26 protein-coding genes are annotated in these 26,846 nt (G+C 72.5%); 13 read left to right on the top strand and 13 right to left on the bottom strand.

Annotated elements, in window-relative coordinates; all coding sequences use genetic code 11:
* Positions 1-19 precede the first annotated feature (19 nt).
* Both ACFZAM_RS18775 and ACFZAM_RS18780 read right to left on the bottom strand, forming a co-directional pair.
* On the bottom strand, positions 20-502 hold the full coding sequence (locus ACFZAM_RS18775; RefSeq protein WP_391047347.1) for a redoxin domain-containing protein: 483 nt from the start codon (positions 500-502) through the stop codon (positions 20-22).
* Positions 503-702: 200 nt separating this feature from the next.
* A complete protein-coding gene (locus tag ACFZAM_RS18780; RefSeq protein WP_188285110.1) occupies positions 703-1,143 on the bottom strand; it encodes a DUF3052 domain-containing protein in 441 nt (146 codons plus the stop codon).
* A gap of 411 nt (positions 1,144-1,554) precedes the next feature.
* Here ACFZAM_RS18780 and aceE point away from each other — a divergent pair, with 411 nt between their 5' ends.
* Entirely contained in the window at positions 1,555-4,302 is a 2,748-nt protein-coding gene (gene aceE / locus ACFZAM_RS18785; RefSeq protein ID WP_355344828.1) for a pyruvate dehydrogenase (acetyl-transferring), homodimeric type, read from the top strand.
* Between the two features lie 112 nt (positions 4,303-4,414).
* Here aceE and ACFZAM_RS18790 read toward each other — a convergent pair whose 3' ends face one another.
* The gene (locus tag ACFZAM_RS18790) at positions 4,415-4,681 is read right to left on the bottom strand and encodes a small hydrophobic protein (protein WP_355344825.1); all 267 of its coding nucleotides are present in this window, start codon (positions 4,679-4,681) and stop codon (positions 4,415-4,417) included.
* Between the two features lie 404 nt (positions 4,682-5,085).
* Between ACFZAM_RS18790 and ACFZAM_RS18795 the strand changes: the two genes are divergently transcribed.
* From ACFZAM_RS18795 to ACFZAM_RS18805, 3 genes are all read left to right on the top strand, one after another.
* Positions 5,086-6,252 (top strand): alpha/beta hydrolase, encoded by a 1,167-nt coding sequence (locus ACFZAM_RS18795; RefSeq protein WP_391047350.1) that lies wholly within the window; start codon positions 5,086-5,088, stop codon positions 6,250-6,252.
* 77 nt (positions 6,253-6,329) lie between these two features.
* Positions 6,330-6,683 (top strand): MmcQ/YjbR family DNA-binding protein, encoded by a 354-nt coding sequence (locus ACFZAM_RS18800; protein WP_355344822.1) that lies wholly within the window; start codon positions 6,330-6,332, stop codon positions 6,681-6,683.
* A 38-nt stretch (positions 6,684-6,721) separates the two neighbouring features.
* A complete protein-coding gene (locus ACFZAM_RS18805) occupies positions 6,722-7,474 on the top strand; it encodes a DUF4429 domain-containing protein (RefSeq protein WP_391047353.1) in 753 nt (250 codons plus the stop codon).
* A gap of 61 nt (positions 7,475-7,535) precedes the next feature.
* On the opposite strand, the gene ACFZAM_RS18810 is transcribed toward ACFZAM_RS18805, so the two are convergent.
* Both ACFZAM_RS18810 and ACFZAM_RS18815 read right to left on the bottom strand, forming a co-directional pair.
* Positions 7,536-8,558: an aldo/keto reductase gene (locus ACFZAM_RS18810; RefSeq protein WP_355344816.1), complete on the bottom strand. Its 1,023-nt coding sequence runs from the start codon at positions 8,556-8,558 to the stop codon at positions 7,536-7,538.
* On the bottom strand, positions 8,558-9,067 hold the full coding sequence (locus tag ACFZAM_RS18815) for a MerR family transcriptional regulator (protein WP_355344813.1): 510 nt from the start codon (positions 9,065-9,067) through the stop codon (positions 8,558-8,560). The genes ACFZAM_RS18810 and ACFZAM_RS18815 overlap by 1 nt, the downstream gene beginning before the upstream one ends.
* A 144-nt stretch (positions 9,068-9,211) precedes the next feature.
* Between ACFZAM_RS18815 and ACFZAM_RS18820 the strand changes: the two genes are divergently transcribed.
* Complete coding sequence (locus tag ACFZAM_RS18820; RefSeq protein WP_355344810.1) at positions 9,212-10,030, top strand: serine hydrolase domain-containing protein; 819 nt, start codon at positions 9,212-9,214, stop codon at positions 10,028-10,030.
* 18 nt (positions 10,031-10,048) lie between these two features.
* On the opposite strand, the gene ACFZAM_RS18825 is transcribed toward ACFZAM_RS18820, so the two are convergent.
* The gene (locus tag ACFZAM_RS18825; RefSeq protein WP_391047646.1) at positions 10,049-10,762 is read right to left on the bottom strand and encodes a pirin family protein; all 714 of its coding nucleotides are present in this window, start codon (positions 10,760-10,762) and stop codon (positions 10,049-10,051) included.
* 372 nt (positions 10,763-11,134) lie between these two features.
* Here ACFZAM_RS18825 and ACFZAM_RS18830 point away from each other — a divergent pair, with 372 nt between their 5' ends.
* The 5 genes from ACFZAM_RS18830 to fabF all read left to right on the top strand — a co-directional run bounded on the left by ACFZAM_RS18830 (position 11,135) and on the right by fabF (position 16,071).
* Positions 11,135-12,340 carry a helix-turn-helix domain-containing protein gene (locus ACFZAM_RS18830; RefSeq protein WP_355344804.1) on the top strand — a complete coding sequence of 402 codons (1,206 nt, stop codon included), beginning with the start codon at positions 11,135-11,137 and terminating at the stop codon, positions 12,338-12,340.
* An 89-nt stretch (positions 12,341-12,429) separates the two neighbouring features.
* Complete coding sequence (locus ACFZAM_RS18835; RefSeq protein ID WP_355344801.1) at positions 12,430-13,380, top strand: ACP S-malonyltransferase; 951 nt, start codon at positions 12,430-12,432, stop codon at positions 13,378-13,380.
* Between the two features lie 13 nt (positions 13,381-13,393).
* On the top strand, positions 13,394-14,404 hold the full coding sequence (locus tag ACFZAM_RS18840; protein WP_355344798.1) for a ketoacyl-ACP synthase III: 1,011 nt from the start codon (positions 13,394-13,396) through the stop codon (positions 14,402-14,404).
* Positions 14,405-14,474: 70 nt separating this feature from the next.
* On the top strand, positions 14,475-14,723 hold the full coding sequence (locus ACFZAM_RS18845; protein ID WP_355344795.1) for an acyl carrier protein: 249 nt from the start codon (positions 14,475-14,477) through the stop codon (positions 14,721-14,723).
* A gap of 79 nt (positions 14,724-14,802) precedes the next feature.
* A complete protein-coding gene (gene fabF, locus ACFZAM_RS18850) occupies positions 14,803-16,071 on the top strand; it encodes a beta-ketoacyl-ACP synthase II (RefSeq protein ID WP_355344792.1) in 1,269 nt (422 codons plus the stop codon).
* Between the two features lie 172 nt (positions 16,072-16,243).
* On the opposite strand, the gene ACFZAM_RS18855 is transcribed toward fabF, so the two are convergent.
* Positions 16,244-17,137: an NAD(P)-binding domain-containing protein gene (locus tag ACFZAM_RS18855; RefSeq protein ID WP_391047360.1), complete on the bottom strand. Its 894-nt coding sequence runs from the start codon at positions 17,135-17,137 to the stop codon at positions 16,244-16,246.
* A 56-nt stretch (positions 17,138-17,193) separates the two neighbouring features.
* Entirely contained in the window at positions 17,194-17,688 is a 495-nt protein-coding gene (locus tag ACFZAM_RS18860) for a DUF3145 domain-containing protein (protein WP_188285125.1), read from the bottom strand.
* Positions 17,689-18,141: 453 nt separating this feature from the next.
* On the opposite strand from ACFZAM_RS18860, the gene ACFZAM_RS18865 reads away from it, so the two are divergent.
* Complete coding sequence (locus ACFZAM_RS18865; RefSeq protein ID WP_391047362.1) at positions 18,142-18,864, top strand: SGNH/GDSL hydrolase family protein; 723 nt, start codon at positions 18,142-18,144, stop codon at positions 18,862-18,864.
* A 79-nt stretch (positions 18,865-18,943) separates the two neighbouring features.
* Here the strand turns inward: ACFZAM_RS18865 and ACFZAM_RS18870 are convergent, their stop codons facing one another.
* Positions 18,944-19,714, bottom strand: a complete 771-nt coding sequence (locus ACFZAM_RS18870; RefSeq protein WP_355344783.1) for an EI24 domain-containing protein — start codon at positions 19,712-19,714, stop codon at positions 18,944-18,946.
* A gap of 421 nt (positions 19,715-20,135) precedes the next feature.
* Positions 20,136-22,691: a glycoside hydrolase family 3 C-terminal domain-containing protein gene (locus tag ACFZAM_RS18875; RefSeq protein WP_391047364.1), complete on the bottom strand. Its 2,556-nt coding sequence runs from the start codon at positions 22,689-22,691 to the stop codon at positions 20,136-20,138.
* 149 nt (positions 22,692-22,840) lie between these two features.
* Between ACFZAM_RS18875 and ACFZAM_RS18880 the strand changes: the two genes are divergently transcribed.
* Positions 22,841-23,476 carry a TetR family transcriptional regulator gene (locus ACFZAM_RS18880; protein ID WP_391047366.1) on the top strand — a complete coding sequence of 212 codons (636 nt, stop codon included), beginning with the start codon at positions 22,841-22,843 and terminating at the stop codon, positions 23,474-23,476.
* 59 nt (positions 23,477-23,535) lie between these two features.
* Here ACFZAM_RS18880 and ACFZAM_RS18885 read toward each other — a convergent pair whose 3' ends face one another.
* Positions 23,536-23,964 (bottom strand): organic hydroperoxide resistance protein, encoded by a 429-nt coding sequence (locus ACFZAM_RS18885; protein WP_355344774.1) that lies wholly within the window; start codon positions 23,962-23,964, stop codon positions 23,536-23,538.
* 118 nt (positions 23,965-24,082) lie between these two features.
* A complete protein-coding gene (locus ACFZAM_RS18890) occupies positions 24,083-25,093 on the bottom strand; it encodes an NADP-dependent oxidoreductase (RefSeq protein ID WP_355344771.1) in 1,011 nt (336 codons plus the stop codon).
* A 149-nt stretch (positions 25,094-25,242) separates the two neighbouring features.
* Here ACFZAM_RS18890 and ACFZAM_RS18895 point away from each other — a divergent pair, with 149 nt between their 5' ends.
* Positions 25,243-25,749, top strand: a complete 507-nt coding sequence (locus ACFZAM_RS18895; protein ID WP_355344768.1) for a MarR family transcriptional regulator — start codon at positions 25,243-25,245, stop codon at positions 25,747-25,749.
* 28 nt (positions 25,750-25,777) lie between these two features.
* Here the strand turns inward: ACFZAM_RS18895 and ACFZAM_RS18900 are convergent, their stop codons facing one another.
* Positions 25,778-26,806 carry a hypothetical protein gene (locus ACFZAM_RS18900; RefSeq protein ID WP_391047371.1) on the bottom strand — a complete coding sequence of 343 codons (1,029 nt, stop codon included), beginning with the start codon at positions 26,804-26,806 and terminating at the stop codon, positions 25,778-25,780.
* Positions 26,807-26,846: the final 40 nt, after the last annotated feature.

Genomic DNA, 26,846 nt, shown 5'->3' on the forward strand with positions numbered 1-26,846 from the left:
AGTGACGGGTTCCCGAGGTCTACAGCGATTCGAGCGCCTTTGCGTAGTCGTGAAGATCGCGGGCGTCCGGCAGCCCGTTGACGACGGTCCAGCGCACGGTGCCCTCCTTGTCGATGACGAAGGTGCCGCGCAGGGCGCAGCCCTTGTCCTCGGCGAAGACGCCGTAGGCGCGGGAGACCGCGCCGTGCGGCCAGAAGTCGGACAGCAGCGGGTAGTCCAGGCCCTCCTGGTCGGCGAAGACCCGCAGCGAGTGCATCGAGTCGCAGGAGACGGCGAGCAGTTGCACGTCCGCGTTCTGGAACGCGGGCAGCTCGTCGCGCAGCGCGCACAGCTCGCCGGTGCACACGCCGGTGAAGGCGAAGGGGTAGAAGAGCAGCACGACGTTCTTCCGGCCGCGGAAGTCGGCCAGGCGCACGGTACGGCCGTGCTGGTCGGGCAGGGCGAAGTCGGGTGCCGGGGCGCCGACCGCGGGGATCTCGTGGGCTGCGCTGATCTCGCTCATCGCGCGGGCGTCCCTTCTCGGGGGAGGCGCGGGACCCGGCGCGGCCGTCGCGACCGCCGCAGGGCCGCGACACAGGGTGGGCCAAGCGCGCGGTTCCCCGCTCCCCCGAGGGGGCGCGGGGAACCGCGCGGCCAGCGTGTGACGGGCGGCGGACGGCCGCGGGGCGCAACCCCTGCGGCGGGCCGCCGGTGCCGGGAAAGCTACCGCTTCCCCGCGCGGGCCGTCTTGGGTGTCACGAGACGGCTGCCGGTCCAGTCCTTGGCGGCGTTGACGCTGCTGGTCTGGGCGAGGCCCGCGGTCTGCGCGGCCTCTCCGATCTCGCTGGGCTCGACGTGGCCGTCACGCCCGGTCTTCGGGGTCATGAGCCAGATCGGGGCGCCGGGGTCGACCGTCGACGTGGCGTCGACGAGTGCGTCGGTGAGGTCGCCGTCGTCCTCGCGGAACCACAGCAGGACGGCGTCGGGCACGTCGTCGTACTCCTCATCGGCGAGCTCCTCGCCCGTGAGCTCCTCGATACCCTCTCGAAGCTCCTGGTCGCAATCCTCGTCGTACCCGAGCTCCTGGACCACCTGTCCGGGCTCGAAACCAAGCCGGCTCGCCGGGTTGGTCCGCTCCTCCGCGTGGTCCGCGGTCGCGCTCACGCTTTGCCTCCTGTCATGGGGAAAATCTGCCCGCGCCTGTGCGGGTTATTGGCGGTAGTCCACACGGGCTGGGCGGATCGCGCAAGTACCCGGCGTACGAGACCGTCGAAACGGTGACGATTCGACCGTGTCACCGCAACCCGCACACTCAATGGTGACGCACATCACGGCGGTTTGCCGGTGTTGTGCGTGATTGGAGCCGCGAGTCGGTCGTACGAGCGACTGGGCGTAGAGTTCAGGTTTGGCCTCCCCCAACCTCAGGCCGGGAGGCTCCCGGCCGACCACCGGCCCTGGGGCCGCGCGGCTCATGAGCTGCGGTTACCGCTCGGTAGAGATGACGTATCGAACGACGCGGTACACGATGGAGGCGGCGCGACCCAGCAGAGCTCCACCTAGCAGCGAAGGAACAGCGTGGCTTCCGGATCCGATCGCAACCCGATCATCATTGGCGGCCTTCCCAGCCAGGTCCCGGATTTCGATCCCGAGGAGACGGCGGAATGGCTCGACTCGCTCGATGCGGCCATCGACGAGCGCGGCCGTGAGCGGGCCCGCTATCTGATGCTCCGCCTCATCGAGCGCGCGCGCGAGAAGCGCGTCGCGGTGCCCGAGATGCGCAGCACCGACTACGTGAACACCATCGCCACCAAGGACGAGCCGTTCTTCCCGGGCAACGAGGAGATCGAGCGCAAGATCCTCAACGCCACCCGGTGGAACGCGGCGGTCATGGTCTCCCGCGCCCAGCGTCCCGGGATCGGCGTCGGCGGCCACATCGCCACCTTCGCCTCCTCCGCCTCGCTCTACGACGTGGGCTTCAACCACTTCTTCCGCGGCAAGGACGACGGCCTCGGCGGCGACCAGATCTTCTTCCAGGGCCACGCCTCCCCCGGCATCTACGCCCGCGCCTTCCTGCTCGACCGGTTGAGCGAGGCGCAGCTCGACGCCTTCCGCCAGGAGAAGTCGAAGGCGCCTAACGGCCTTTCCAGCTACCCGCACCCGCGGCTGATGCCGGACTTCTGGGAGTTCCCGACCGTCTCGATGGGCCTCGGCCCGCTGGGCGCGATCTACCAGGCCCGGATGAACCGCTACATGGAGGCGCGCGGCATCGCCGACACCTCCACGTCGCACGTGTGGGCGTTCCTCGGCGACGGCGAGATGGACGAGCCGGAGTCGCTCGGCCAGCTCTCGATCGCCGCCCGCGAGGGCCTGGACAACCTGACCTTCGTCGTCAACTGCAACCTCCAGCGCCTCGACGGCCCGGTGCGCGGCAACGGCAAGATCATCCAGGAGCTGGAGTCGCAGTTCCGCGGCGCCGGCTGGAACGTCATCAAGCTGATCTGGGACCGCTCCTGGGACCCGCTGCTGGCCCAGGACCGCGACGGTCTGCTGGTCAACAAGATGAACACCACCCCGGACGGCCAGTTCCAGACGTACGCGACCGAGACCGGTTCGTACATCCGTGAGCACTTCTTCGGCGACGACCAGCGGCTGCGCAAGATGGTCGAAGGCATGTCCGACGAGCAGATCCTGCACCTCGGGCGCGGCGGCCACGACCACCGCAAGGTCTTCGCGGCCTACACGGCGGCCAAGGAGCACAAGGGCCAGCCGACGGTGATCCTCGCGCAGACCATCAAGGGCTGGACGCTGGGTCCGAACTTCGAGGGCCGCAACGCGACGCACCAGATGAAGAAGCTGACGGTCGACGACCTCAAGCGCTTCCGCGACCGGCTGCACCTGCCGATCACCGACCAGCGGCTCGACGAGGGCTACCCGCCGTACTACCACCCCGGCCGGGACTCCGAAGAGATCCAGTACATGCACGACCACCGCAAGGCGTGCGGCGGTTACGTGCCCACGCGCGTGGTGCGGGCCAAGCCGCTGCCGCTGCCGCCGGAGAAGACGTACGCGACCGCGAAGAAGGGCTCGGGCCAGCAGTCGATCGCCACCACCATGGCCTTCGTCCGCGTCCTGAAGGACCTGATGCGGGACAAGGAGATCGGCAAGCGCTTCGTGCTGATCGCCCCCGACGAGTACCGCACCTTCGGCATGGACGCGTTCTTCCCGAGCGCGAAGATCTACAACCCGATGGGTCAGCAGTACGAGTCGGTCGACCGCGAGCTGCTGCTGGCGTACAAGGAGTCGCCGACCGGGCAGATGCTGCACGACGGCATCTCCGAGGCGGGCTGTACGGCGTCGCTGATCGCGGCGGGCTCGGCGTACGCCACGCACGGCGAGCCGCTGATCCCGGTCTACGTCTTCTACTCGATGTTCGGGTTCCAGCGCACCGGCGACCAGTTCTGGCAGATGGCCGACCAGCTCTCGCGCGGCTTCGTGCTGGGCGCGACCGCGGGCCGCACCACGCTGACCGGTGAGGGCCTCCAGCACGCGGACGGCCACTCGCAGCTCCTGGCCTCCACCAACCCCGGCTGCGTCGCGTACGACCCCGCCTTCGGCTACGAGATCGCGCACATCGTGCAGGACGGTCTGCGCCGGATGTACGGCGAGACCGCGGACGGCAAGCCGGGCGAGGACGTCTTCTACTACCTCACCGTCTACAACGAGCCGATCCAGCACCCGGCCGAGCCCGCGGACGTCGACGTGGACGGCATCCTCAAGGGCATCTACCGCTTCAAGACCGGCGAGGCCGGTACGATCCCCGCGCAGATCATGGCGTCGGGTGTCGCGGTGCCGTGGGCGGTCGAGGCGCAGCGCATCCTCGCCGAGGACTGGAACGTACGGGCCGACGTATGGTCCGCGACGTCCTGGAACGAGCTGCGGCGCGAGGCCGTCGCGATCGAGGAGCACAATCTGCTGCACCCGGAGGAGGAGCAGCGCGTGCCGTACGTGACGCGCAAGCTGTCCGGGGCCGAGGGGCCGTTCGTGGCCGTCTCGGACTGGATGCGGGCGGTGCCCGACCAGATCTCGCGCTGGGTGCCCGGCACGTACTCCTCGCTGGGCGCGGACGGCTTCGGCTTCGCGGACACCCGTGGCGCGGCCCGTCGCTTCTTCCACATCGACGCGCAGTCGGTGGTCCTGGCGGTCCTCACCGAGCTGGCCCGCGACGGCAAGGTCGACCGGTCCGTGCTGAAGCAGGCCGTCGACCGCTACCAGCTCCTGGACGTGGCCTCGGCCGACCCGGGCGCGGCGGGCGGCGACGCGTAGTTCGGCTCCGCCTCGGGTTCACCCGGGCTCCGCACGACAACGGCCTCCGGGCCGAGAGGGCTCTCCCTCTCGGCCCGGAGGCCGTTCGTACGCCCGCGCGGCGCGGGCGGGGCTACTGGGCCACGTAGAGCAGCGCGATGAGTGTGTCGAGCGCGCCGAGGAACAGCGCGATCAGGGCCAGCAGGGGTTTGCGGCCGCTCCAGCGGCGGCCCATCGCGAGCCAGCCGCAGACGACCGCCACGGGGCCGAACACGATGCCCAGGACGAAGAAGCCCACGACCGCGCTGATGACTCCGATGATGCCGAGCCTGCCGCCGGTGCGCTCCACTTCGACTCGGGTGCCGCGGGAGCGTTCGGTCGTGGCGAAACGTCGAGCCATGGTTCCCTCCTCGGGGTCCCGTCCTCGGGTCCTGCCGGTTCGATTGCCCGCTGCGGGCACCGCTATGCCGCGCGGAGGCCGCCTACCGGCCGCGTATCGCCTTGTGAGTGCCTTCCGGCGGGAGGCGGTCACCGGGGGGTGCGTCCGACTGGCGGCAGCCGCGTAACCTCCGGTCAGATCATTCCGTTTCCAAACGTGATCTGACTCACCCTTGACCCGGCCACCCGTCCGGGTCTTCTACGCTGGACCGCGGAGCCGCGCCCAGGGACGCCGTTGTCCGCACGTACTGCCCCACAGCACCTGACGCCCCACCTCCCGCCCCCATATCCCCGCCGCCCGGTTGAACCCGGGACGAATCCGCGAGGCATCTGCGAGTGAGCCTTCTCGAAGCGCGACTGAGCCCCATGTCGATCCGCGCCCTGCTGGCCCTGTCGGTCGTCTTCATCATGCTGGCGACCACCGGCTGGACGGCGCTGCGCCCCGGCGGGGCCGGTGACCCGCGGGCCGCCGCCCTGTCGTCCTGGCGGCACGGCACCATCGCCTCGCACAAGCTGCCGGACCCCGACAGCGGCGCCCGGACGATCGCGCGCTTCTTCGCGTCGCTCACCGGCGGCCAGCGGCTCGCGCTCACCGAGCGGTACCCGCTGATCGTCGGCAATCTCAACGGGGCGCCGCTCACCTTGCGCTACCGGGCCAACCACGCGGCCATCGAGCAGGCCCGCACCGCGGAGACCGCGCGCTCGCACAGCGACCAATTCACCGTGGCGGGCCGGATCGACGCGGCGCGGCGGGCCGCGCGCTACACCTCGCTGCTCAGCGGCCACCGGCAGATCCTCTCCTTCGACCCGACGGGCTCCGGCCGGGTCGCGGAGGTCTTCGGCGACCTGAAGGCCGCCAAGCGGGTCTCCGTCGTCGTCCCCGGCGTCGACACCAACCTGCTCACGTTCGAGCGCGCCACCAAGCCGTACGCGGCCCCGGTCGGCATGGCGACGGCGCTGTACGACGCGGAGCGCGCCGCCGACCCCGGCGTGCGGACGGCCGTGATCGCGTGGGCGGACTACACCACACCGACGGGGCTCGGCCTGGACGCCTCGACGGGCAACATGGCCGAGCGCGGCGCCACCCGGCTGAACGCGCTGCTCAGCGCCTTGCCGCAGCACGCCGAGGTGTCGCTCTTCTGCCACTCCTACGGCTCGGTGCTGTGCGGGGTGGCCGCCCCCGACCTGCCGGGCCGCTCGGTCTCCGACATCACGGTCTTCGGCAGTCCCGGCATGCGCGTGCAGCGCGCCTCGCAGCTCCACACGTCGGCGCACGTGTGGGCGGCGCGGGACAGCTCCGACTGGATCAGCGATGTGCCGCACCTGGAGATCGCCGGGCTCGGCCACGGCGCCGACCCGGTCAACGACTCCTTCGGCGCCCGGGTGATCAGCGCCGCCGGAGCCAGCGGGCACCCCGGCTACTTCGCGCCCGGCACCACCAGCCTGGCCAACTTCACGCAGATCGCCCTGGGCAACTACGCGGCGGTCGCCTGCCAGGACGCGGACGAGGGCTGCACCTCGGGGCTCGCCTGAGGGCCGGGCCGGGCCTCGGCCCGTCCGGGGGCCGGCTGCGGGGGCGGGCTGTCACAGGGCCGCCCTACGCTGGCCGCATGGCCACCTTCGAGGAGTTCGCGGACAGCGCCCTGGCGCTGCCGCGGGCGCACCGGCAGATCACCTGGGGCAGCGAGCACACCTTCCGGGTCGGCGAGAAGATCTTCGCCATGGGCAACCCCGACGGCGCCCATGTGTCGCTGAAGGCGTCCAAGGAGGATCAGACCGAGCTGATCGCCGCCGACCCCGGCACCTTCTCGCCCGCCCCCTACGTCGGCCGCTTCGGCTGGGTGCGCGCCGCCCTGGACTCCGTCGACCCGGACGAGCTCGCGGAACTCCTCACCGAGGCCTGGCGCCGCACGGCTCCGCGCCGCCTGGTCAAGGAGTTCGACGAGGCCGCGGGACGCGCGTAGTTCCTGACGGGGTACCGCCAAGCGGGAGGCCGCTTACGATGGCCCGTATGGGTGATGTGCTGGCCGGAAACAACGCTGAATGGGAGTTCGAACCAGAAGCGGTGGTGATCCGGTACAGCAGAGGCGTACGGGGCGTGAGGTTTCTCCAGGCCCTCGGGGAACGCCGGATTCCGCATGAGGCGCTGGACGGGATCGAACTGCTGGACGGGCGGCGCGGCACCGTCGTCCTGCGGGCGCTGCCCAGGCCCGGCGCCGATCCGGTGATCGAGGCGGCCGGCGGCCAGCTCAAGGAGAGCGCGGACCCGTACCGTCTGGTGCTGCCCGCGCAGTCGCGCACGCTCGCGGAGTACTACCGGGACGAGCTGCGCCCCCTGCTCGGCCCTCAGGTGCGGCACAGCCTCGACGACGGCCCGGCGGAACGTTTCCTCGTGGCCCCACCTGCGGCGCCGCGCTCCTTCAAGGCGTACGACGCGAAGGCGCTGTTCGACGGCCGCACCGTCAGTTTCCGCTGGTTCTGGACGGGCGCGTCGTCCGCGAAGTGGAAAGCGGGCGACCAGAGCTTCCCGGTGGAACAGCTCAGCGGCCTCGACTGGCGCTCGCCCGAACTCCTCCACGGCCATCTGCGGCTGCTGCGCCGCGACGCCGACCGGCAGGAGCAGCCCGGCGAGGCCGACCAGGACCCGGCCGCCGTCGTCTTCGGCCTCGGCTACGGACCCGTGCACGAGTCGCTGCCCTTCGCCGCGGCGGTGCTCGCCGCGATCAAGTCCGCCCGCGTACGGCCGCAGCCGTAGGGCGCGGTCGTACGCGGGCGGGAGGCGCCGTGTAGCGCCGCGTGTGGCTGGATCCGTACGGCTACTCGCGCGCCGCCGACGTACTGCTCATGTCCGGGTAGCGGTCGCCCGCCACCTGCGCGGCGATCGGTTCGAGCAGCTCCAGCTCGGCCGGGGTGAGCGTGATCCGGGTGGCCGCGGTGTTCTCCAGCACGCGGGCGGACTTGCGGGTGCCCGGGATCGGCACCACCGGCAGGCCGTGCACGGCGGCGCGCTGCTGCACCCAGGCCAGCGCGATCTGGCCGAGGGTCGCGCCGTGCGCCTCGGCGACGGCGCGGACCGGGGCCAGCAGGTCCGCGTTGCGCCGGGCGTTCTCGCCGGTGAAGCGCGGCTGGCTCTGCCGGAAGTCGCCGCTGCCCAGCTCGGTGGCCGCGTCGGTGAACGAACCGGTCAGGAAGCCGCGGCCGAGCGGCGAGTACGGCACGAAGGCGATGCCCAGTTCGGCCGCCGCGCCGACCGCGGACTGCTCCACGTCCCGGCTGAACAGCGACCACTCCGACTGGATCGCGCTGATCGGGTGCACCGCGTGCGCCTCGCGCAGCTCCGCGCCGGTCACCTCGGACAGCCCCAGCCAGCGGACCTTGCCCTCCGTGACCAGCTCGCCCATCGCGCCGACCGACTCGCTCAGCGGGACCGCCGGGTCGCGCCGGTGCATGTAGTACAGGTCGATGACGTCCGTGCCGAGGCGGCGCAGGCTGCCCTCGACGGCCTGCCGGATGTACGGCGGGTCGTTGCGGATCGCCCGGTACGAGGAGTCGTCGCGCTTGCGCTCGTTGGCGAACTTCGTCGCCAGGACGATCTCGTCGCGGTGCGCCTTGACGAAGGGGGCCAGGAACTCCTCGTTGTCGCCGATCCCGTACATGTCGGCGGTGTCGTAGAGGGTGACGCCGACGCCCAGGGCCGTCTCCAGCGTCTCGCGGGCCGCGGCCTCGTCGGTGTCGCCGTAGAACTCGCTCATGCCCATGCAGCCCAGCCCCTGGACACCGACCGCGGGTCCTCCGGTGCCGAGGGTCGTGGTGGCGATACGTGAGGTGTCGTCGCTCATCAGGCACCTGTCCTTTCCTGCACTGCGGGGTGCCGCACGGCGGGGGTCCGCGGCGCGGGGTCCTGCACGGTGGAGCACGCGTACGTGCTGATCTTGAAGTCGAGGACCGTCAGGGTGTCCTGGAGCTCGGCGATCCGCTGGAGCACGTCCAGCCGGGTGGACTCCAGCAGCGCCTGCCGGTCGGGGAACGTGTGGTCGCCGCTGCGCACCAGCTCGGCGTACCGGACCATGTCGGCGACCGGCATCCCGGTCAGCCGCAGCTTGCCGACGAAGGCCAGCCAGTCCAGATCGCGGTTGGTGAACCGGCGCTGGCCGGTGTGCGAGCGGTCCACGTGCGGCATCAGGCCGATCCGCTCGTACCAGCGCAGGGTGTGCGCGCTGAGGCCGGTGAAGGCGGCCACCTCGCTGATCGTGTACTGGTCCTGGCCGTCGGGCCGCAGGTGCCCGTCGTCATCCGCGCAGCTCGTCGTATTACTCGGTTTGCTCTTCGCCACCTGCACGACCGTCATACCCTCCACGCTAAGACCTTGGAGTGCACTCCAAGCAAGTGGGCTCCGCGCGCCGGGCCCGCTCCGGTCCCGCCCCGGCCTCGCTCCGGCCTCGCTCCGGTCCCGCCCCGAAGCGCGGCACGGACACGCTTTAAGCTCGCACGCATGGAGAGCTTGCGCCTGATCGAGCAGTGGCCGGTGACGAACGCGGCGGCGGCCGTGGTGCGGCAGGACGGGACGGTGGCCGGGTCGCACGGGCCGACGGGACAGCGGTTCCGGCTCGCCTCGGTCACCAAGCCGCTGACCGCGTACGCGGCGCTGGTGGCGTACGAGGAGGGCGTCTTCGAACTGGACGACCCGGCGGGTCCCGAGGGCTCCACCGTGCGGCACCTGCTCGCGCACGCGTCCGGGCTCGCCTTCGACGAGGACCGGGTGACGGCGCCGCCCGGCACCCGGCGGCTGTACTCCAACGCGGGCTTCGACGTGCTCGGCGAGCACCTGGCCAAGGCCGCGGGCATCCCCTTCGCGGAGTATCTGCGGCAGGCCGTGCTCGAACCGCTGGGCATGACCGCCACCGGTCTGTCCGGCGCGGGCTCCCCCGCCGCCGACGGTGTCTCCACGGTCGACGACCTCGTCCGTTTCGCCGCCGAGCTCCAGGCCCCGCGGCTGCTGCACCCCTCCACCGTGGCCACCGCCACCTCGGTGGTCTTCCCCGGCCTCAAGGGCGTCCTGCCGGGCTACGGCCACCAGAATCCCAACGACTGGGGCCTGGGCTACGAGATCCGCGCCGCCAAGTCCCCGCACTGGACCGGAGCCCTCTCCTCCCCCGCGACCTTCGGCCACTTCGGCCAGTCCGGCACCTTCCTGTGGGTCGACCCGGTCGCCGGAGCCGCCTGCGTCGCGCTCACCGACCGCGACTTCGGGGAGTGGGCGCTGCCGCTGTGGCCGCGCTTCACCGACGCCGTCCTCACCGAGCTGCGCTAGCGCTTTCGGGGAGGGCGGTCAGCCGTACGACGGCTCGGCGTGCATCTCCCACACCAGGTACTCCGCCGGGCCCTCGCACCGCGCCGTGAGCGCGTCCGCGCCGGTGATCCGGGCCGCGTCCCCCGCCGTCAGCAGCTCGTCGCCGAGCCGCACACCGCCGCGGACGACATGCACATAGCGGTACGGGGCCGACGGCAGCGGCGCGCTGTCCGCCGTCACCGGGCGGCCCACGTACAGCGCGGCGGCGCGCTGCCGCAGCCGCAGCGCCCGCGGGGGCGCGTCCGGGGCGCCCGTGGCCAGCAGCGTCAGACCGGGGCCCGGCGGGGCCGGGTCGCTCACGCTCGCGTAGGCCGGGGCCTCCCCGAACGTGTCGGGGTGCAGCCACATCTGAACGAACGTCAGCCGCGTCCCGCCCGCATTGCGCTCGACATGGCGTACGCCGCCGCCCGCGCTCAGCCGCTGGAGCCCGCCGGGGCCGAGGCGGTGCGGCGCGCCGCCCTCGTCCCGGTGCTCCAGCTCGCCTTCCACCACCCAGGTGACGATCTCCGTGTCCCGGTGCGGGTGTTCCCCGAACCCCGCGGCCGGTTCCAGGCTCTCCTCATTGCACGCCAGCAGCAGGCCGAACCGGACGTTCTCGGGGTCGTAGTGACCCCCGAACGAGAACGCGTGCCGCGTCACGATGCCCTTCTCCGGCACCGATCGCATCCTGCTCGCGGCCCGCCGCACGTCGATCACCGCCCCACGATACCCAGACCCCACCCCGCCGGGCCGTGGGCCTGCCCGTGCGGCTGCCGCCGCGCGGGCCCGCTGTCCGCACGACCTGTGCCCCGTCTGGGGCGCTGGGGGGCACCCCCGGCCGGAGGTTGGGGGAGGAACTGCGCGGCCAGCCACGACGCTCCCGCAGGTCACCACCCGCCCCGGCGGGGCAGTTCGGATGTCTCCGGACCACCCGCCGGTGGGGGCTTGTCACGCAGTTCCCCGCGCCCCTAAAAGCCACGTCCTGCGCAAGGTGGACGTACGGGACCGGGGCCGGGTCGAGGAGGGTGGGGGTGATCACCGTACCCGTGGAGCGCGCCCCGCAGGGGATAAGGCAGGCTTGTCCTCGTGCCCGAGCCCTCGCAAAGCCCGCAACCTCCCGCAGAGACAGGCCGCGGCAGCCATGCCGCCACGCTCCGGCGGCTGGAGAAATCCGCCGGAAGGCTCGCCGCGAACGCCATCGCGCGGATGGACGCGCAGTTGCCGTGGTACCGGGCGATGCCACCGGAGAACCGGTCGTGGATCGGCCTGGTGGCCCAGGCCGGCATCGCCGCGTTCACGGAGTGGTTCCGGCACCCCGAGGCGCCGCAGGCGATCAGCACCGACGTGTTCGGCACGGCGCCGCGCGAGCTGACCCGCGCGATCTCGCTGCGGCAGACCGTGGAGATGGTGCGGACCACCATCGAGGTGATGGAGGCGGCGATCGACGAGGTCGCCGCCCCGGGCGACGAGGGCGTACTGCGCGAGGCGTTGCTGGTGTACGCGCGGGAGATCGCCTTCGCGACGGCGCAGGTGTACGCGCAGGCCGCGGAGGCGCGCGGCGCGTGGGACGCGCGGCTGGAGTCGCTGGTGGTCAACGCGGTGCTGTCGGGCGAGGCGGACGAGGGCGTGCTGTCCAGGGCCGCCGCGCTGGGCTGGAATTCGCCGGACAAGATCGTGGTGGTGCTCGGCACCGCGCCCACCGGGGACAGCGAGTTGACGGTCGAGGCCATCCGGCGGGCCTCCCGGCACGCGAAGCTCCAGGTGCTGACCGGGGTGCTCGGCGAGCGCCTGGTCGTGGTCGCCGGCGGCGACGACGACCCGATCCGGGTGGCGAAGGCGCTGATCGGCCCGTTCGCGGCGGGCCCGGTCGTCGCGGGCCCGGTCGTCGGCGACCTGCTGACGGCGACGCGTTCCGCGCAGGCGGCGGCGGCCGGACTCAAGGCGTGCGCGGCGTGGCCGGACGCGCCGCGCCCGGTGCTCTCGGACGACCTGCTGCCGGAGCGGGCGATGGCGGGCGACCGCTACGCTCGTGAACAGTTGGTGGAGGAGATCTACAGACCGCTGGAGGAAGCGGGCTCGGCGCTGCTGGAGACGCTGAGTGTCTATCTGGAGCAGGCGTCATCCCTCGAAGGTGCGGCCCGCATGCTCTTCGTACACCCCAATACCGTTCGCTACCGGCTCCGACGTGTGACCGATGTCACCGGCTGGTCACCCTCCGATGTACGCTCCGCGTTCACCCTGCGCATCGCGCTCATCCTGGGGCGACTGTCCGACGCCGACCGGACGCACTGAGCTTTTGTTGGACACATACAAATCGCCTGACAGTTCTTGGTCCCTGTCCCCACGGGCGGTCATCCCCGTCCGCGAGAGAGAGTGTGAAGGTGCTCGTACTCGTCGCTCCCGGCCAGGGCGCGCAGACGCCCGGCTTCCTGGCCCCCTGGCTCGAACTCCCCGGTGCCGCCGACCGCCTGTCCGGCTGGTCCGCCGCGGCGAACCTCGACCTCGCCCACTACGGCACGAAGGCGGACGCGGACGAGATCCGCGACACCAAGGTGGCACAGCCGCTGCTGGTCGCCGCGGGTCTGCTGTCCGCGGGCGAACTGACCGGCGGGGCCTCCCCGCTGACCCCGGACGCGGTGGCGGGTCACAGCGTCGGTGAGATCACCGCGGCCGTACTGGCCGGGGTGCTGTCCGCCGAGGACGCGATGACCTTCGTCGCGGCCCGCGGCCGGGCCATGGCGGACGCCGCCGCGGTCACCGAGACGGGCATGTCCGCGGTGCTCGGCGGCGACCCGGACACGGTCCTCGCCCACCTCGCCGGTCTCGGTCTGACCCCGGCGAACATCAACGGCGCCGGCCAGATCGTGGCGGCCGGCACCATGCCACAGCTCGCGGCGCTGGCCGCGGACAAGCCGGAGAAGGCCCGCGTCATCGCGCTGAAGGTGGCGGGCGCCTTCCACACCGAGCACATGGCCCCGGCCGTGGCGACCCTGGAGGCACTCGCGCCCTCGCTGGCCGTCACGGACCCGGCGCTGCCCTATGTGTCGAACGCCGACGGCCGGTTCGTGGCGTCCGGCGCGGACATCGTACGGCGGCTCGTCGCGCAGGTGTCCAACCCGGTTCGGTGGGATCTGTGCATGGAGACCTTCAAGGAACGCGGCGTCACTGCGATGATCGAGGTATCGCCCGGTGGCACGCTCGTCGGCCTCGCCAAGCGGGCGCTGCCCGGGGTGCGAACCCTCGCGCTGAAGACGCCGGACGATCTGGAAGCGGCCCGCGCCCTCGTCGCCGAATACGGCACCCCCGCCGAAGCCGTAGACGCAGCCGAATAGGAGCCGTGCAGAGATGACAGCGAAGATCAGGCCGAGCAAGGGCGCGCCGTACGCGCGGATCCTCGGTGTCGGCGGCTACCGGCCGACCCGCGTGGTGCCCAACGAGGTCATTCTGGAGCACATCGACTCGACGGACGAGTGGATCAGGTCCCGGTCCGGGATCGCCACCCGGCACTGGGCGGGTCCGGACGAGACCGTCGCCGAGATGTCGCTGGCCGCGGGCGGCAAGGCCATCGCGGACGCCGGGATCAGCGCGTCCGACATCGACGGCGTGATCGTCGCCACCGTCTCGCACTTCAAGCAGACCCCCGCCATCGCGACCGAGATCGCCCACCGGATCGGCGCGGGCATGCCGCCCGCCTTCGACATCTCGGCGGGCTGCGCGGGCTTCACCTACGGCCTGACGCTGGCCAAGGGCATGGTCACCGACGGCACCGCCAAGCACGTCCTGGTGATCGGCGTTGAGCGGCTCAGCGACCTCACCGACAAGGAGGACCGTGCCACGGCCTTCCTGTTCGGCGACGGCGCGGGCGCGGTCATCGTCGGCCCTTCGGACGTACCCGCCATAGGCCCCACGGTGTGGGGTTCCGACGGCGAGAAGTCCGAGACGATCAAGCAGACCGTCTCCTGGGAGGTCTACCGGGACACGCCCGCCGGGGAAGTCCGTTTTCCGGCGATCACGCAGGAGGGCCAGTCGGTCTTCCGGTGGGCCGTGTTCGAGATGGCCAAGGTCGCCCAGGAGGCGCTGGACGCCGCCGGGATCACCGCCGACCAGCTCGACGCGTTCATCCCGCACCAGGCGAACATGCGGATCATCGACTCGATGATCAAGGCTCTGAAGCTGCCGGACCACGTCGCGGTCGCCCGTGACGTGGAGACCACGGGCAACACCTCGGCCGCCTCGATCCCGCTCGCGATGGAACGGCTGCTCGCCACGGGCAAGTCCAAGAGCGGCGACACCGCGCTGGTCATCGGCTTCGGGGCGGGTCTGGTCTACGCGGCAACTGTGGTTACTCTCCCTTAGTCACACACACCCTCGCGGCGCCGCAGTCCCGCACGCCGCTCACCCAGCAACACATCAAGGAGCGCCGTCAATGGCAGCCACCAAGGAAGAGATCGTCAGCGGTCTCGCCGACATCGTCAACGAGATCGCCGGTATCCCGCAGGAGGACGTCCAGCTCGACAAGTCCTTCACCGACGACCTGGACGTCGACTCGCTGTCCATGGTCGAGGTCGTCGTGGCGGCCGAGGAGCAGTTCGGTGTGAAGATCCCGGACGACGACGTCAAGAACCTCAAGACCGTCGGCAACGCCGTCGACTACATCCTGGCCGCCCAGGTCTGACCGGGCCCCGCCCGCCAGAAAGCCCTACCGGGACGACGCGACTGTCGCCCGCCCTTCTAGACGTGGAGAGACAATTCCTGTGAGTCCGACCAATCGCACCGTGGTCGTCACCGGTATCGGAGCAACCACACCGCTGGGTGGCGACAGCGCGTCGACCTGGGAGGCGTTGCTGGCCGGCCGGTCCGGCGTCCGCACGCTCGACCAGGACTGGGCGGCGGATCTGCCGGTGCGGATCGCCGCGCAGATCGCCGTCGAACCGGGTGAGGTGCTGCCCCGCCCGCTGGCCCGCAAGCTGGACCGCAGCGCGCAGTTCGCGCTGATCGCGGCCCGTGAGGCGTGGGCGGACGCGGGCTTCACCGCGAAGGCGGGCGAGGACCCGGCGGTCGACCCCGACCGGCTCGGTACGGTCGTCGCCTCCGGCATCGGCGGCGTGACCACGCTCCTCGGCCAGTACGACGTGCTCAAGGAGCAGGGCGTCCGCAAGGTCTCCCCGCACACCGTGCCGATGCTCATGCCGAACAGCCCGTCGGCGAACGTCGGCATCGAGGTCAACGCGCGGGCCGGTGTGCACACCCCGGTCAGCGCCTGCGCCTCGGGCGCGGAGGCCATCGGTTACGCCATCGAGATGATCCGCACCGGCCGTGCCGACGTGGTCGTCGCGGGCGGTACCGAGGCGGCCATCCACCCGCTGCCCATCGTCGCCTTCGGCAACATGATGGCGATGTCCAAGAACAACGACGACCCGCAGGGCGCGTCGCGGCCGTACGACTCCGGGCGGGACGGCTTCGTCCTCGGTGAGGGCGCGGGCGTGATCATCCTGGAGTCCGAGGAGCACGCCACCGCGCGCGGCGCCCGGGTGTACTGCGAGGCGGTCGGCCAGGGCATCTCGGCCGACGCGCACCACATCACCCAGCCGGAGCCGTCGGGCCGTGGCATCGCCGCCGCGCTGACCAATCTGCTGCACAACTCCGACCTGAAGCCGGCCGAGATCGTGCACGTCAACGCGCACGCGACCTCCACCCCGCAGGGTGACGTCGCGGAGATCAAGGCGCTGCGCCAGGTCTTCGGCGACGACGTGGACCACATGGCGATCTCCGCCACCAAGTCCATGACCGGTCACCTGCTGGGCGGCGCGGGCGGTATCGAGACGGTCGCGACCGTTCTCGCGCTGTACCACCGCATCGCCCCGCCGACGATCAACCTCAACGACCCGGACCCGGAGGCCGACGCCGACATCGTCCGCGCCGAGGCCCGCCCGCTGCCCGAGGGCACCATCGCCGCCCTCAACGACTCCTTCGGCTTCGGCGGCCACAACGTGGTGCTGGCGCTCCGCTCCTGGAACCGCTGAGGCGCTGCCCGCTGAGCTGTGACGCGTGTGCCCCTGCCGGTCGGTCCGGCAGGGGCACACGCGTGAGGTCGGACCGCCGGGCGCACTGGCGCGGCGGGGTTCGCCGGTAGCCGGCGAGCCACAGGGCGGATCCAAGCGCCCGGAGGCGAGACGGCGGCAAAAAAAGGGGGCGCTACTTCGCTTCGGGGTCGGGGTCGGGGAAGCTCGCGAAGTACGAGGCGGCCATGTCCTCGTCGCCGTGGCCCTGGGCGGAGGCGCGGTGGAAGCGGTCGGCCCCGGCGGCGGTGAGGTCGAGGCGGATGCCGTGCCGGTCGGCGGCGCCGAGGATGAGTCCGGCGTCCTTGGCGGCGGCGTCCACGGTGAAGTTGGGGGCGAAGTCGCCGCTGAGGATGACGGCGGACTTGGCGCGGAGGTAGGGCAGGTCGAGGGGGCCGCCCCCGATGGCTTCGAGGATGTGGTCGCGGTCGACGCCGAGCCCCTTGGCGAGCGCCATGACTTCGGCGGTGCCGTGGGTGACGGCCAGCACCCAGGTGTTGAGGACGAGCTTGAGGCTGCTGGCGGCCCCGGCCGTACCGTCGTCGCCGAGCCAGATGGTGGTGCGGCCGACCGCGTCGAAGACCCGTTCCGCGACCGGGCGGGCGGCGGCGGGGCCCGCGGCCAGTACGGTCAGCTCCCCGGCTTCGGCGACCGGCCGGGTGCCGAGGACGGGCGCGTCGAGGAAGTGCGCCCCGGTCTCGGCCGCCAGCGCGCCCAGTTCGGCCAGCGCGTCGGGCCCCACGGTGCTGCTCTGGACCCATACGACGCCCGCGCGCAGGGCGGGCGCGGCGGCGCGCATCACCTCCAGGACGGAGGGCCCGTCGAAGAGCATGGTGATCACGGCGTCGGCGTCGCGTACGGCGTCGGCCGGGTCGTCGGTGACGCGGATGCCGTCGGCTTCGAGCGGCTGGGCGCGGGAGCGGGTGCGGTTCCAGGCACGGACCTCGTGCCCGGCGGCGGACAGATTGCGGGCCATCCCGGCGCCCATGATTCCGGTGCCGAGGACCGCGACGGTGAGAGTGTCGGACATACCGGCAGGCTATGCCGCGCGGCCCCGCTCGGGGCGCCGACGTACCGCCGACGGGATTAGACCACTTGGTGGAGCCAGCGGACGGGGGCGCCCTCGCCCGCGTAGCGGAAGGGCTCCAACTCGTCGTCCCAGGGCTTGCCGAGCAGCCCGGACAGCTCGCTCTCCAGGTCGGCCTCGCCCATGCGGGCGCGCTGCATCGCGGCGCGCAGCCGGTCCTCGGGGATCAGGATGTCGCCGTGCATGCCGATGACGGCGTGGAAGATGCCCAGCTCGGGGGTGGCGCTGTAGCGCTCGCCCTCGGCGGTCGCGCAGGGCTCCGCCGTGACCTCGAAGCGCAGTTGGTGCCAGCCGCGCAGCGCGGACGCCAGTTTGGACGCGGTGCCGGGCTCTCCCTGCCAGGAGAATTCGGCGCGCCAGGTACCCGGCGAGGCGGGCTGCCGGATCCAGTCCAGTGTGACGCGCACGCCTAGGACGCCCGCGACGGCCCATTCGACGTGTGGGCAGAGCGCGCGCGGTGCGGCGTGCACGTACAGAACTCCACGTGTCGTCACCGGTACCTCCAGTGTGGGACGAGGTTCGCCTTCCCCAGCGGCCTCACACCCGAACTGGCTGCTCTCGGGGCAACATTAGACATTCTGCACTATTCACCACAATCAGGACAACAATCTACGTTTGACGCCCGGCAGTCGCCGATCTCCCGTCTTTTCGCCCGGGTGTCAGGGAAAAAGCTACCGTGCGGCGTCCTTGAGGGAGTCACGTACCGTCGTGCTGGTACGAGATGTCACCCACTCGTCGGAGGGGAGCACCGGATGCGACCGATGCTGCGCCGTGGCCTCGCACTGGCCGTAGGGGCCGTTCTCCTGGGCGGATGCACCGTCAGCGGGTCTCCGCCCGACGGCGGTCGGGGTGAACCCTCCGCACACACCTCGCATTCCGCTTCGGGGCCGCGCGACCCGTCCCCGAAGCCCTCGCCGACCCGCCCCTGGAACGTCCGTCCGCCGTCGGTGGCCGCGCTCGGTGACTCCATCACCCGCGGTTTCGACGCCTGTTCGCCGCTGTCGGACTGCCCCGACGTGTCGTGGTCCACCGGCGACCGCGACAAGGTCGACAGCGTGACGCACCGGCTGGCCGCGACCGCGCCCGCCACCAGGAGCTGGAATCTCGCCCAGTCCGGCGCCCTGGTCGCCGACCTGCCCGCCCAGGCCGAGGCCGCGGCGGCCCACCGGCCCGCCATGGTCACCGTGCTGATCGGCGCGAACGACGCGTGCACCGCCACCGCCGCCGCGATGACCTCGATCGCCGACTTCCGGGCCGACTTCGCCCGCGCGCTGTCGTATCTGCACCGTGTGCTGCCCGGAACGCAGGTGCTGGTGGCCAGCATCCCCGACCTCAAACGGCTGTGGTCGGTCGGGCGGACCAACGTCCTGGGCAAACAGGTCTGGAAGCTCGGCCTGTGCCCGTCGATGCTGCGCGACGCGGACTCGCACAGCGCGGCGGCCGAACAGCGGCGGGACACCGTACGGGACCGCGTGATCGCGTACAACAAGGTGCTCGGGCAGGTCTGCGGACAGTACGAGCGCTGCCGCTACGACGGCGGCGCGGTCTTCGCGTACCCCTTCGGCACGGACGACCTGAGCCGCTGGGACTGGTTCCACCCCAACGAGCGGGGGCAGGCCCAACTGGCCAGGATTCTGGCCCGAGTCGCCTTCGGCGCGAGTCCGGCGTAGGGGCGGAACCGGTCATTTCACGGAGGGATCCGGCCTTTTCGGCGGCGGGGGGGCGGGGACGGTGCGGGGGGGGCGGCCCTCAGTCGTCGGGCCGGCCCTCCTCGGCGGGCTCGCCCGGCGGCAGCACTTCCCTGGCCAGCAGCGTCGCGCCCGCGACGGCGCCGGGCATCAGGAAGACCGCCACCAGCGGCACGAGGAAGGCCAGGACGAGCGGCACGCCGAAGCCGAGGACCAGCGGCAGCCGGGCCCGCAGCACGCGGATGCGTTCGCGCAGCGGTACGTCGCGGCGCTGCATCGCGACCGCGGCGAGTTCCAGGGTGAGGAAGAAGCCGGAGACGCAGAAGCCGACGGCGGGCACCACGGTCTGGCCGAGGACCGGCACGAAGCCGAGCGCGAACAGCACGATCCCGAAGGCCGCGACGCGCACCAGGACCCGGACGCTGTCCACCGTCGAGACCCACAACTCCCGCCACAGCCCCAGCTCGGGCCCCTCGGGCGCCCCGCCCTCGGCCCGGTCCACGCGCGCCGCGACCGTCTCGTAGAACGGCTGCCCGACCAGCAGCGTCACCGCCGTGAACGAGATCACCGCCAGCAGCAGCCCGCCCCCGACCACGACCGCGTCCAACAGCCCCCGGAACGCCCCGGACCACGGCGACGCCCAGTGATCCGCGAAGGGCGTCGCCCACGCGACCATGTCGTCCGTCCACACCAGCAGCGCCACGAGCGCCGCCGCGTACCCGACCAACGTGATCAGCGCGGGCACCATCCCCAGCCGCCACTCCCGCCCGTGGCCTGCGGCCCACTTCTGGCCCAGATACAGCAGCCGCACTCCACCCCAGATCTCCCGCATGCGCGGAGCTTAGAGGACAAGCACGTCGGCCGCCGCCGAGAGGCATACAAGCGCGACCCGACACCCGCCGCCGCCGGGTCAGCCTTCGGCCCAACCCGCCCGCCAGCCACCACGCGCAGCGCCCAACTCGCCTTCGCCGAAGGCCAGATCCCCTGCGGGGCGGCCATCCGCGCCGGTACCCGAACCGCACGGCGCGCGGTCGCCGGACGCGAGATCCCTGCGGGACGGCCAACCGCCGGTTCTCGGACCGCACGGCGCGCGGTCGCCGGACGCGAGATCCCTGCGGGACGGCCATCCGCCGAATCTCGGATCGCACGGCGCGCGGTCGGCGACGGTGGGGACTGCCGCAGGGAAGCCGTCAGCCGAATTGCCCGCCTGCACGGGTGGGGGTCCCCCCGGCGAAGGCAGGGGGAGGGCGGGGTCAGGGGGCGGGGACGGAGAGCGGGGCCGTGAGGCGGGGCGAGGCGATGGAGCGGCCGGCGACCACGGCGTAGGCGCCGGGCACGAGCCGCCACGCGGCGGCGTCCTCGTCCCAGACCTCGGCGGCCCGCCGGGGCACCCGGACGGTCACCTCGACGGCCTCCCCCGCCTCGGCGGCGACGGAAGCGAATCCGGCCAGCCACCGCCCGGGCCGCGCGACGTCCGAGGTCGCCCCCTCGGACGACGCCCCGTCGAGGTAGAGCTGGACGACCTCACGCCCGGCCCGCGCCCCGGCGTTCCGCACCCGCACGGTCGCGGTGACCAGCACGTCCGGCTCCGAACTCTCGGCGACGACCAGCGACTCGTACTCCCAGTCGGTGTACCCGAGCCCGTGCCCGAAGGGATAGGCGGGCGCGACGGCCTGCCGCTCCCACGCGCGGTACCCGATGAACACCCCTTCGTCGTAGGCGAGTACGCCGTCCTGCGGCGTGACCCGGCTGACGGGCGCGTCGGCGAGCCGTACCGGCCAGGTCGTGGGCAGCCGCCCGCCCGGCTCCTCCACGCCGAGCAGGACGTCGGCGAGGGCGGCCCCGGCCTCCTGCCCGGGGAACCAGCCGAGGAGCACGGCGGCCACGTCCTCCCGCCACGGAAGCTCCACCGGGGAGCCGGAGTTGACCACGACCACGGTCCGCGGATTGACGGCGGCGACGCGGGCGACGAGTTCGTCCTGGCGGCCGGGCAGCCGCAGATCGCGCCGGTCGAAGCCCTCGGACTCGACGCGTTCCGTGGTGGCGACCACGACGACGGCGGTGTGCGCGGCCCGCGCGGTCTCGACGGCCTCGGCCAGCAACTCCTCCGGGTCGCGGGCCGGTTCGCCGTGCAGCAGGGCGAACCCGACGGCGAGGATGGGGAGTTCGACGCTTTTGGGCACGGCGTGCACGAGGCTGATCTCGACCCGCTCCCCCGCCGCCAGTTCGACGGTCCCGTGCTCGGCGGGCGTGCCGAGGAACGCCTCGAACGGGTCCTCGTGCTCGCTGCCCTCGACGCCGTCGAACAGCACGTGTCCGCCGACGGTCAGGGTGAAGCCGCCGGTGCCGCGGGTGCCGAAGCGGTGCGCGCCGCTGACCCGCGGGGTGAACCAGCCGCGGGTCTCGACGGTGTGCAGCGCATCGTACGCGACGCCTTCCGGCAGTTCGCCGAGCCACTGGAGCTGGCCGTTGGGCAGCTCCTCCGAGCCCAGTTCGGCTCCGTGTTCGTCGCGGGCGACGGCGGTGAGGGCGAATCCGGGCCCTGCGACGGGCAGTTCCTCGGTGGGGTCGGCGCCGACGCTGTGGCTGAGGGCGACGCCCGCGTGCAGCGCGGCCCGCAGCCCGTCGAGCGGCGAGACGACGTGGTCGGGGAAGACCTGCGCGGAGCCGCCGCCCAGGACGCGCGGGTCGCGGGCGGCGGCGCCGATGAGGGCGATGCCGCCGCCGAGCGGGGTCGGCGCGAGCGGCAGCACGGGCGCGTTGCCGCGTACCTCGTTGCGTACGAGCACGAAGCCGCGGCGGGCGATCTCGCGGGCCAGCGCGTCGCCGTCGGCCGGGGCGGGCCGGTCGGCCACGGCGACGGCGGGCGGCGCGCCCTCCAGCAGGCCGGTGCGGGCGGCGAGCAGCAGGACCCGGCGGGCGGCGGTGTCGACGGCCGCCTCCTCGACGGCCCCCGCGCGTACGGCGGCGGCCAGCGCCTCGCCGTAGACGGTGACCGGTCCCGGCATGGCGATGTCGAGGCCGCCCAGGAGCGCGCCGACGGTGTCGCGGGCGGCCAGCCAGTCGGAGACGACGACGCCGTCGAAGCCCCACTCGCCGCGCAGCACGCCGTTGACCAGCGGGTCGTGCTCGGTCATCGTCGTGCCGTTGACGGCGTTGTAGGCGGCCATGACGCCCCAGGGGCGGGCGCCCGCGACGATCGCTTCGAAGGGCGCGAGGTACAGCTCGCGCAGCGGCCGGGGCGCGATCCGGTTGTCGACGGTGAAGCGCTCGGTCTCCGCGTCGTTGCCGACGAAGTGCTTGACGGTGACGCCCACTCCGCCGTCCTGGACACCGCGCACATAACCGGTGCCGATGGCGCCGGTGAGAAACGGGTCCTCGCTGTACGCCTCGAAGTGCCGTCCGCCCAGCGGCGACCTGTGCAGGTTGACGGTCGGCGCGAGCAGGACGTGGACGCCCTTGCGATGCGCCTCCTGGGCGAGCAACCGTCCTGCGCGGCGGGCCAGTTCGGGGTCCCAGGACGCGGCGAGCGCGGTGGGGCTGGGCAGCGCGGTCGACGGGTCGCCCGCCGTCCAGCGCTTGCCGCGTACGCCGATCGGGCCGTCGGACATCACCAGCGAGCCGAGGCCGATCTGCGGCAGCGCGGGCAGCGTCCACATGTCCTGGCCCGCCAGCAGCCGCGCCTTGGCGTCGAGGTCGAGCTTGCCGAGCGCCGCGTCGACCGCCCGCTCGCGCTCCGCGTCCCCGCGCGCGTCCGCGCGTACGCCCTCGTCCCCTGCTCCGGCCGCCGCCCCGCTGATCGCCGTCATCTTCCGTCCCCTTCCGCCTGTCCCGTACCGCTCCCGTCCCACCGCGCCCACGCTACCTGTCGTACGGTAGGGATAGATGCCATTTCGTAATCTTGTAGGCTCCCGAGCGGCAAAGGCTCCCGAGCGGCAGGGGAAGGGGGCGGGGTGGCGTGGCGGGAACCAGGAGTGAACGGCGGGGCGACCGGCGGGCGGAGATCATCCAGGCCGCGACGGAGGTGATCGCCGAGCGCGGCTACCGGGGTGCCACATTGGTGGCGGTGGCCGAGCGGGTGGGGCTGACGCAGCAGGGGCTGATGCACTACTTCCCCACCAAGGACGCCCTGTTGGTGTCCGTGCTGGAGGCGCGCGACCAGTGGGACATGGCGTCGGCGGCGCTGCACGGCCGGTCGTGGCCGCTGGAGGTGGTGGCCGAGCTGGTCGAGTACAACGCGACCAGGCCCGGCATCGTCCAGGCGTTCACGGTGCTGGTCGGCGACAGCGTCACCGAGGGGCACCCGGCGCAGGAGTATTTCCGCGAGCGCTACGCGCGGGTCCGCGAGGGCGGCGCGCAGGCGCTGCGCGCCGAGTACGGCGACCGGCTGCCGGGCGGCCTCACCCCCGAGCGGGCGGCCACCTTGCTGGCGGCGGTGATGGACGGCCTCCAGGTGCAGTGGCTCCTCGACCCCGGCGCGGTCGACATGTCGGCGGCCTTCCGCGACTTCCTGGCGCTGCTGGCCCCGCCGTCGGAGCCGGGGACGGCCGGACAGCCGTCGCCGTCGGAGCCGGGGACGGCCGGACAGCCGTAAGGACCGCGCTCCTGGGAGCGCGGTCCTTACCGGGGCCGACCGGGTGAGCGGCGGAGAACTCAGACGACGCTCAGGTCCACCGTGATGTTGCCGCGCGTGGCGTTGGAGTACGGGCACACCTGGTGCGCCTTCTCCACCAGGTCCTTGGCGGTGACGTCGTCCACGTTGGGGATGGAGACGGCCAGTTCGACGGTGAGGCCGAAGCCGCCGGAGGCGATTTTGCCGATGCCGACCTTGGCGGTCACGCGGGAGCCGCTGATGTCGGCCTTGGCCTGGCGGGCGACGACGCCCAGCGCGCCCTGGAAGCAGGCGCTGTACCCGGCGGCGAAGAGCTGCTCGGGGTTGGTGCCGTTGCCCGCGCCGCCCATCTCGGTCGGCGGGTTCACGATGACGTCGAGCTTGCCGTCGTCGGTGGCGACGCGGCCGTCACGGCCGTTCTCCGCGGTGGCGACGGCGGTGTACAGGACGTCTACGGGCTGGATGCTCATGAAAGTGTCCTCCTGAGGGGCGGGCGGCCCGCAAGGCACGCGAGCACGCCTGCAACATTTTGTTGAATTTTCGGCCGGGTGTCGAGCCCGGCCGGTCGGTCGGCGGCCGGACGGCGGGTCACTCCGCCGGAAGAGAGACGATCATCTTTCCGGTGTTGTCACCGCGCAGCACGCCCAAGAACGCTTCCAGATTGTTCTCGATTCCCTCCACCACCGTCTCGCGGTACCGCAGCCGGCCGTCACGCAGCCAGCCGGCGGCCTCGCGGACGAACTCGGGGCGAAGGTCCTCGTGGTCGGTGACGAGGAAGCCGCGCAGGGTGAGCCGCCTGCCGACCATCAGGCCGAGATTGCGCGGCCCCGCCACCGGCTCCGTCGCGTTGTACTGCGCGATGGCCCCGCACAGGGCGGCCCTGCCGTGCACCCGCATCGCGCCGACCGCGGCCTCCAGGTGCTCCCCGCCGACGTTGTCGAAGTACACGTCGATGCCATCGGGCGCGGCGGCCTTCAACTGCCCGGCCACCGGGCCGTCCTTGTAGTTGAAGGCGGCGTCGAAGCCGTACTCCTCCACCAGCATCCGGACCTTCTCCGCGGAGCCCGCGCTGCCGATGACCCGCGAGGCGCCCTTGAGCCGGGCGATCTGTCCGGCCTGCCCGCCGACGGCGCCCGCCGCGCCCGAGACGAAGACGACCTCGCCCGGCGCGAATTCGGCGACCCTCAGCAGACCCGCGTAGGCGGTGAGCCCGGTCATGCCGAGGACTCCGAGATACGCGGTGAGCGGCGCCTGGTCCGGGTCGACCCGGACGGCGCGCGCGGCGTCCACCAGGGCGTACTCCCGCCAGGCGAGGCCGTGCAGCACATGGTCGCCGACCGCGAAGTCCTCGGCCCGCGAGGCCACGACCCGGCCGACGGCGCCGCCGTGCATCGGCTGGTTCAGCTCGTACGGCGGCGCGTACGACTTCGCCTCGTTCATCCGGCCGCGCATGTACGGGTCGACCGACAGGTGCAGATTGCGGACCAGGATCTGGCCGGGGCCCGGCTCGGGGACGTCGGTCTCGACCAGCGCGAAGTCTTCCGGCACCGGCCAGCCCTTGGGGCGGGCGACCAGGTGCCATTCACGGCTCTTCGGCATGGGGGAAGTCCTCCTTCGGCGACGGTTCGACCACTGGTCGGCGTCGATCACTGATCAACCGCTGATCAACCATGGAAATGATTCAGGTGCTGAACTAACCATGGACCTTGATGTTTCATGATGTCAAACATTTGGGTAAACTGTTGGTCATGACACGTCGCCGAAGCGATCCCCTGACCGTCGAGGTCGTCGGCCTGATCGGCACCGTCGCCGCCCGCTACCACCAGGAGTACGAGTCGGCCGCCGCCCGCCACCGGCTGACCGGCGCGCAGGCCAAGGTGCTCGCGCTGCTCAATTCGGGGCCGCTGCCCATGCGGCGGATCGCCCGCTGGCTGAAGTGCGAGCCGTCCAATGTGACCGGCATCATCGACCGGCTGGAGGTCAGGGGGCTGGCCGAGCGCCGTACCGACCCGGCCGACCGCCGGATCAAGCTGGCCGCGGCCACCGCCGAGGGCCACGCCGTCGCCGACAAACTCCGCGACTCCCTGGACTTCGCCCGTGAACCGCTCGCCGGGCTCTCCGAACAGGAACGCACCATGCTGCGCGACCTGTTGCGGCAGATGCTGGGCGACGACCCGGCGGACGGCGCGCACCGCGACCACAGCCTCGGTGACGCCCCGGGCGCGGGCCGCGAGCCGGGCGAGGGCGACGGCTGACGCCCGCTGATCCGTCCCCGCGGAGACCCTACTGGCACCACCAGAGCACATGCGTGCACGTCGGCGACGGTGTCGCGGGCGAGGACGGCGGCGCGGTCGTGGTCGGCGGCGCGGCGGTCGTCCTCGTCGGCGACGCGCTCGCGGTGTGCGAGGGCTTCCCCGCGGGGCTGGACGCGGGCGCGCTCTCGGAACGCGAGGCCGACGCCGACGGCGAGCCGGACGCCTTGTCGGACGCCGAGGGGGACGCGCTGCCGCTGGTCCGGCCGCCGCCCTTCGGGACGCCGGGGGTGCCGCTCGCGCCGGTGGACGGCCGGGGCGCGTCGGGCGAGGGGGAGATCGCGGAGACGCCGGGGCCGGGATCGGTGGACGGGCTCGGCGAGCCGCCGGAGAAGGCCGCGACGCCGAACATCGTCAGCGAGCCGACGACCGCGACCGCGCCGACGCCGAGGATCGCCGCCCGCTGGTGACGGCCGCGGCGGCGCCTGGCGGTCCCGCGCAGGTCGTGGTCCTCGCGGTAGCCGCCGCCACCGGCTCCGAGCAGGCTGTCGGCCAGGGCAGTGGGGGCGTCCCGTCGCGGGGCTTCGCCGTACGCGGGGACGTACGGGTCGGCGTACGGGGCGGTGTACGTCCCGCCGTACGCGCTGTCGTCGCCCGCCGTGCCGGGGTCCGTGTCCGGGCCCTCGCCGACGCCGGGGCCGACTCCGACGGCACTGCCGGTACCCGTGCCCGCGCCGCCGGGCTCGGACTCGGCGGCAGTCGGGACGGCGGCGGTCGGGGCGGGGGCGGCCGGGACGGCGGCGGGGCCCGCGTCCGGGCCGAGGCCCGAGTCCCTGAGGAGGTCGTCCACGAGGGAGCCCTCGACAGGGGTCTCCGGTGTCGCCGCGCTCGCGGGCGGCGCCGGGTCGGCGCCGTCCCCTGCGGCGGCCTCCTCGGTGACCGGCGGCAGTTGCGCCGTCTCGGCCTCGTCGGGCAGCCCCGACCGGTCCGCGATCGCGCCGCATCCGGGGCAGGAGAAGGCGCCGTTGAGGTGTCGTCGGCACGTGTGGCAGTAGTTCATGGCGGATGGACTGTAGGGGACCGTCGCGGTGCGGCGGAAC

The organism is Streptomyces sp. NPDC008079, assembly GCF_042957385.1.
Taxonomy (GTDB): Bacteria; Actinomycetota; Actinomycetes; order Streptomycetales; family Streptomycetaceae; genus Actinacidiphila.

What these genes read in the sequence shown, in the direction of transcription:
- ACFZAM_RS18855 (WP_391047360.1), bottom strand. Translation starts at nt 17,137, where the DNA reads ATGTCCGACACTCTCACCGTCGCGGTCCTCGGCACCGGAATCATGGGC.
- ACFZAM_RS18870 (WP_355344783.1), bottom strand. Translation starts at nt 19,714, where the DNA reads ATGCGGGAGATCTGGGGTGGAGTGCGGCTGCTGTATCTGGGCCAGAAG.
- ACFZAM_RS18810 (WP_355344816.1), bottom strand. Translation starts at nt 8,558, where the DNA reads ATGAGCGACGACACCTCACGTATCGCCACCACGACCCTCGGCACCGGA.
- ACFZAM_RS18795 (WP_391047350.1), top strand. Translation starts at nt 5,086, where the DNA reads ATGTCGATCCGCGCCCTGCTGGCCCTGTCGGTCGTCTTCATCATGCTG.
- ACFZAM_RS18840 (WP_355344798.1), top strand. Translation starts at nt 13,394, where the DNA reads ATGACAGCGAAGATCAGGCCGAGCAAGGGCGCGCCGTACGCGCGGATC.
- ACFZAM_RS18900 (WP_391047371.1), bottom strand. Translation starts at nt 26,806, where the DNA reads ATGAACTACTGCCACACGTGCCGACGACACCTCAACGGCGCCTTCTCC.
- ACFZAM_RS18890 (WP_355344771.1), bottom strand. Translation starts at nt 25,093, where the DNA reads ATGCCGAAGAGCCGTGAATGGCACCTGGTCGCCCGCCCCAAGGGCTGG.
- ACFZAM_RS18875 (WP_391047364.1), bottom strand. Translation starts at nt 22,691, where the DNA reads ATGACGGCGATCAGCGGGGCGGCGGCCGGAGCAGGGGACGAGGGCGTA.
- ACFZAM_RS18815 (WP_355344813.1), bottom strand. Translation starts at nt 9,067, where the DNA reads ATGACGGTCGTGCAGGTGGCGAAGAGCAAACCGAGTAATACGACGAGC.
- ACFZAM_RS18790 (WP_355344825.1), bottom strand. Translation starts at nt 4,681, where the DNA reads ATGGCTCGACGTTTCGCCACGACCGAACGCTCCCGCGGCACCCGAGTC.
- ACFZAM_RS18775 (WP_391047347.1), bottom strand. Translation starts at nt 502, where the DNA reads ATGAGCGAGATCAGCGCAGCCCACGAGATCCCCGCGGTCGGCGCCCCG.
- ACFZAM_RS18800 (WP_355344822.1), top strand. Translation starts at nt 6,330, where the DNA reads ATGGCCACCTTCGAGGAGTTCGCGGACAGCGCCCTGGCGCTGCCGCGG.
- ACFZAM_RS18820 (WP_355344810.1), top strand. Translation starts at nt 9,212, where the DNA reads ATGGAGAGCTTGCGCCTGATCGAGCAGTGGCCGGTGACGAACGCGGCG.
- ACFZAM_RS18895 (WP_355344768.1), top strand. Translation starts at nt 25,243, where the DNA reads ATGACACGTCGCCGAAGCGATCCCCTGACCGTCGAGGTCGTCGGCCTG.
- ACFZAM_RS18885 (WP_355344774.1), bottom strand. Translation starts at nt 23,964, where the DNA reads ATGAGCATCCAGCCCGTAGACGTCCTGTACACCGCCGTCGCCACCGCG.
- ACFZAM_RS18805 (WP_391047353.1), top strand. Translation starts at nt 6,722, where the DNA reads ATGGCCCGTATGGGTGATGTGCTGGCCGGAAACAACGCTGAATGGGAG.
- ACFZAM_RS18845 (WP_355344795.1), top strand. Translation starts at nt 14,475, where the DNA reads ATGGCAGCCACCAAGGAAGAGATCGTCAGCGGTCTCGCCGACATCGTC.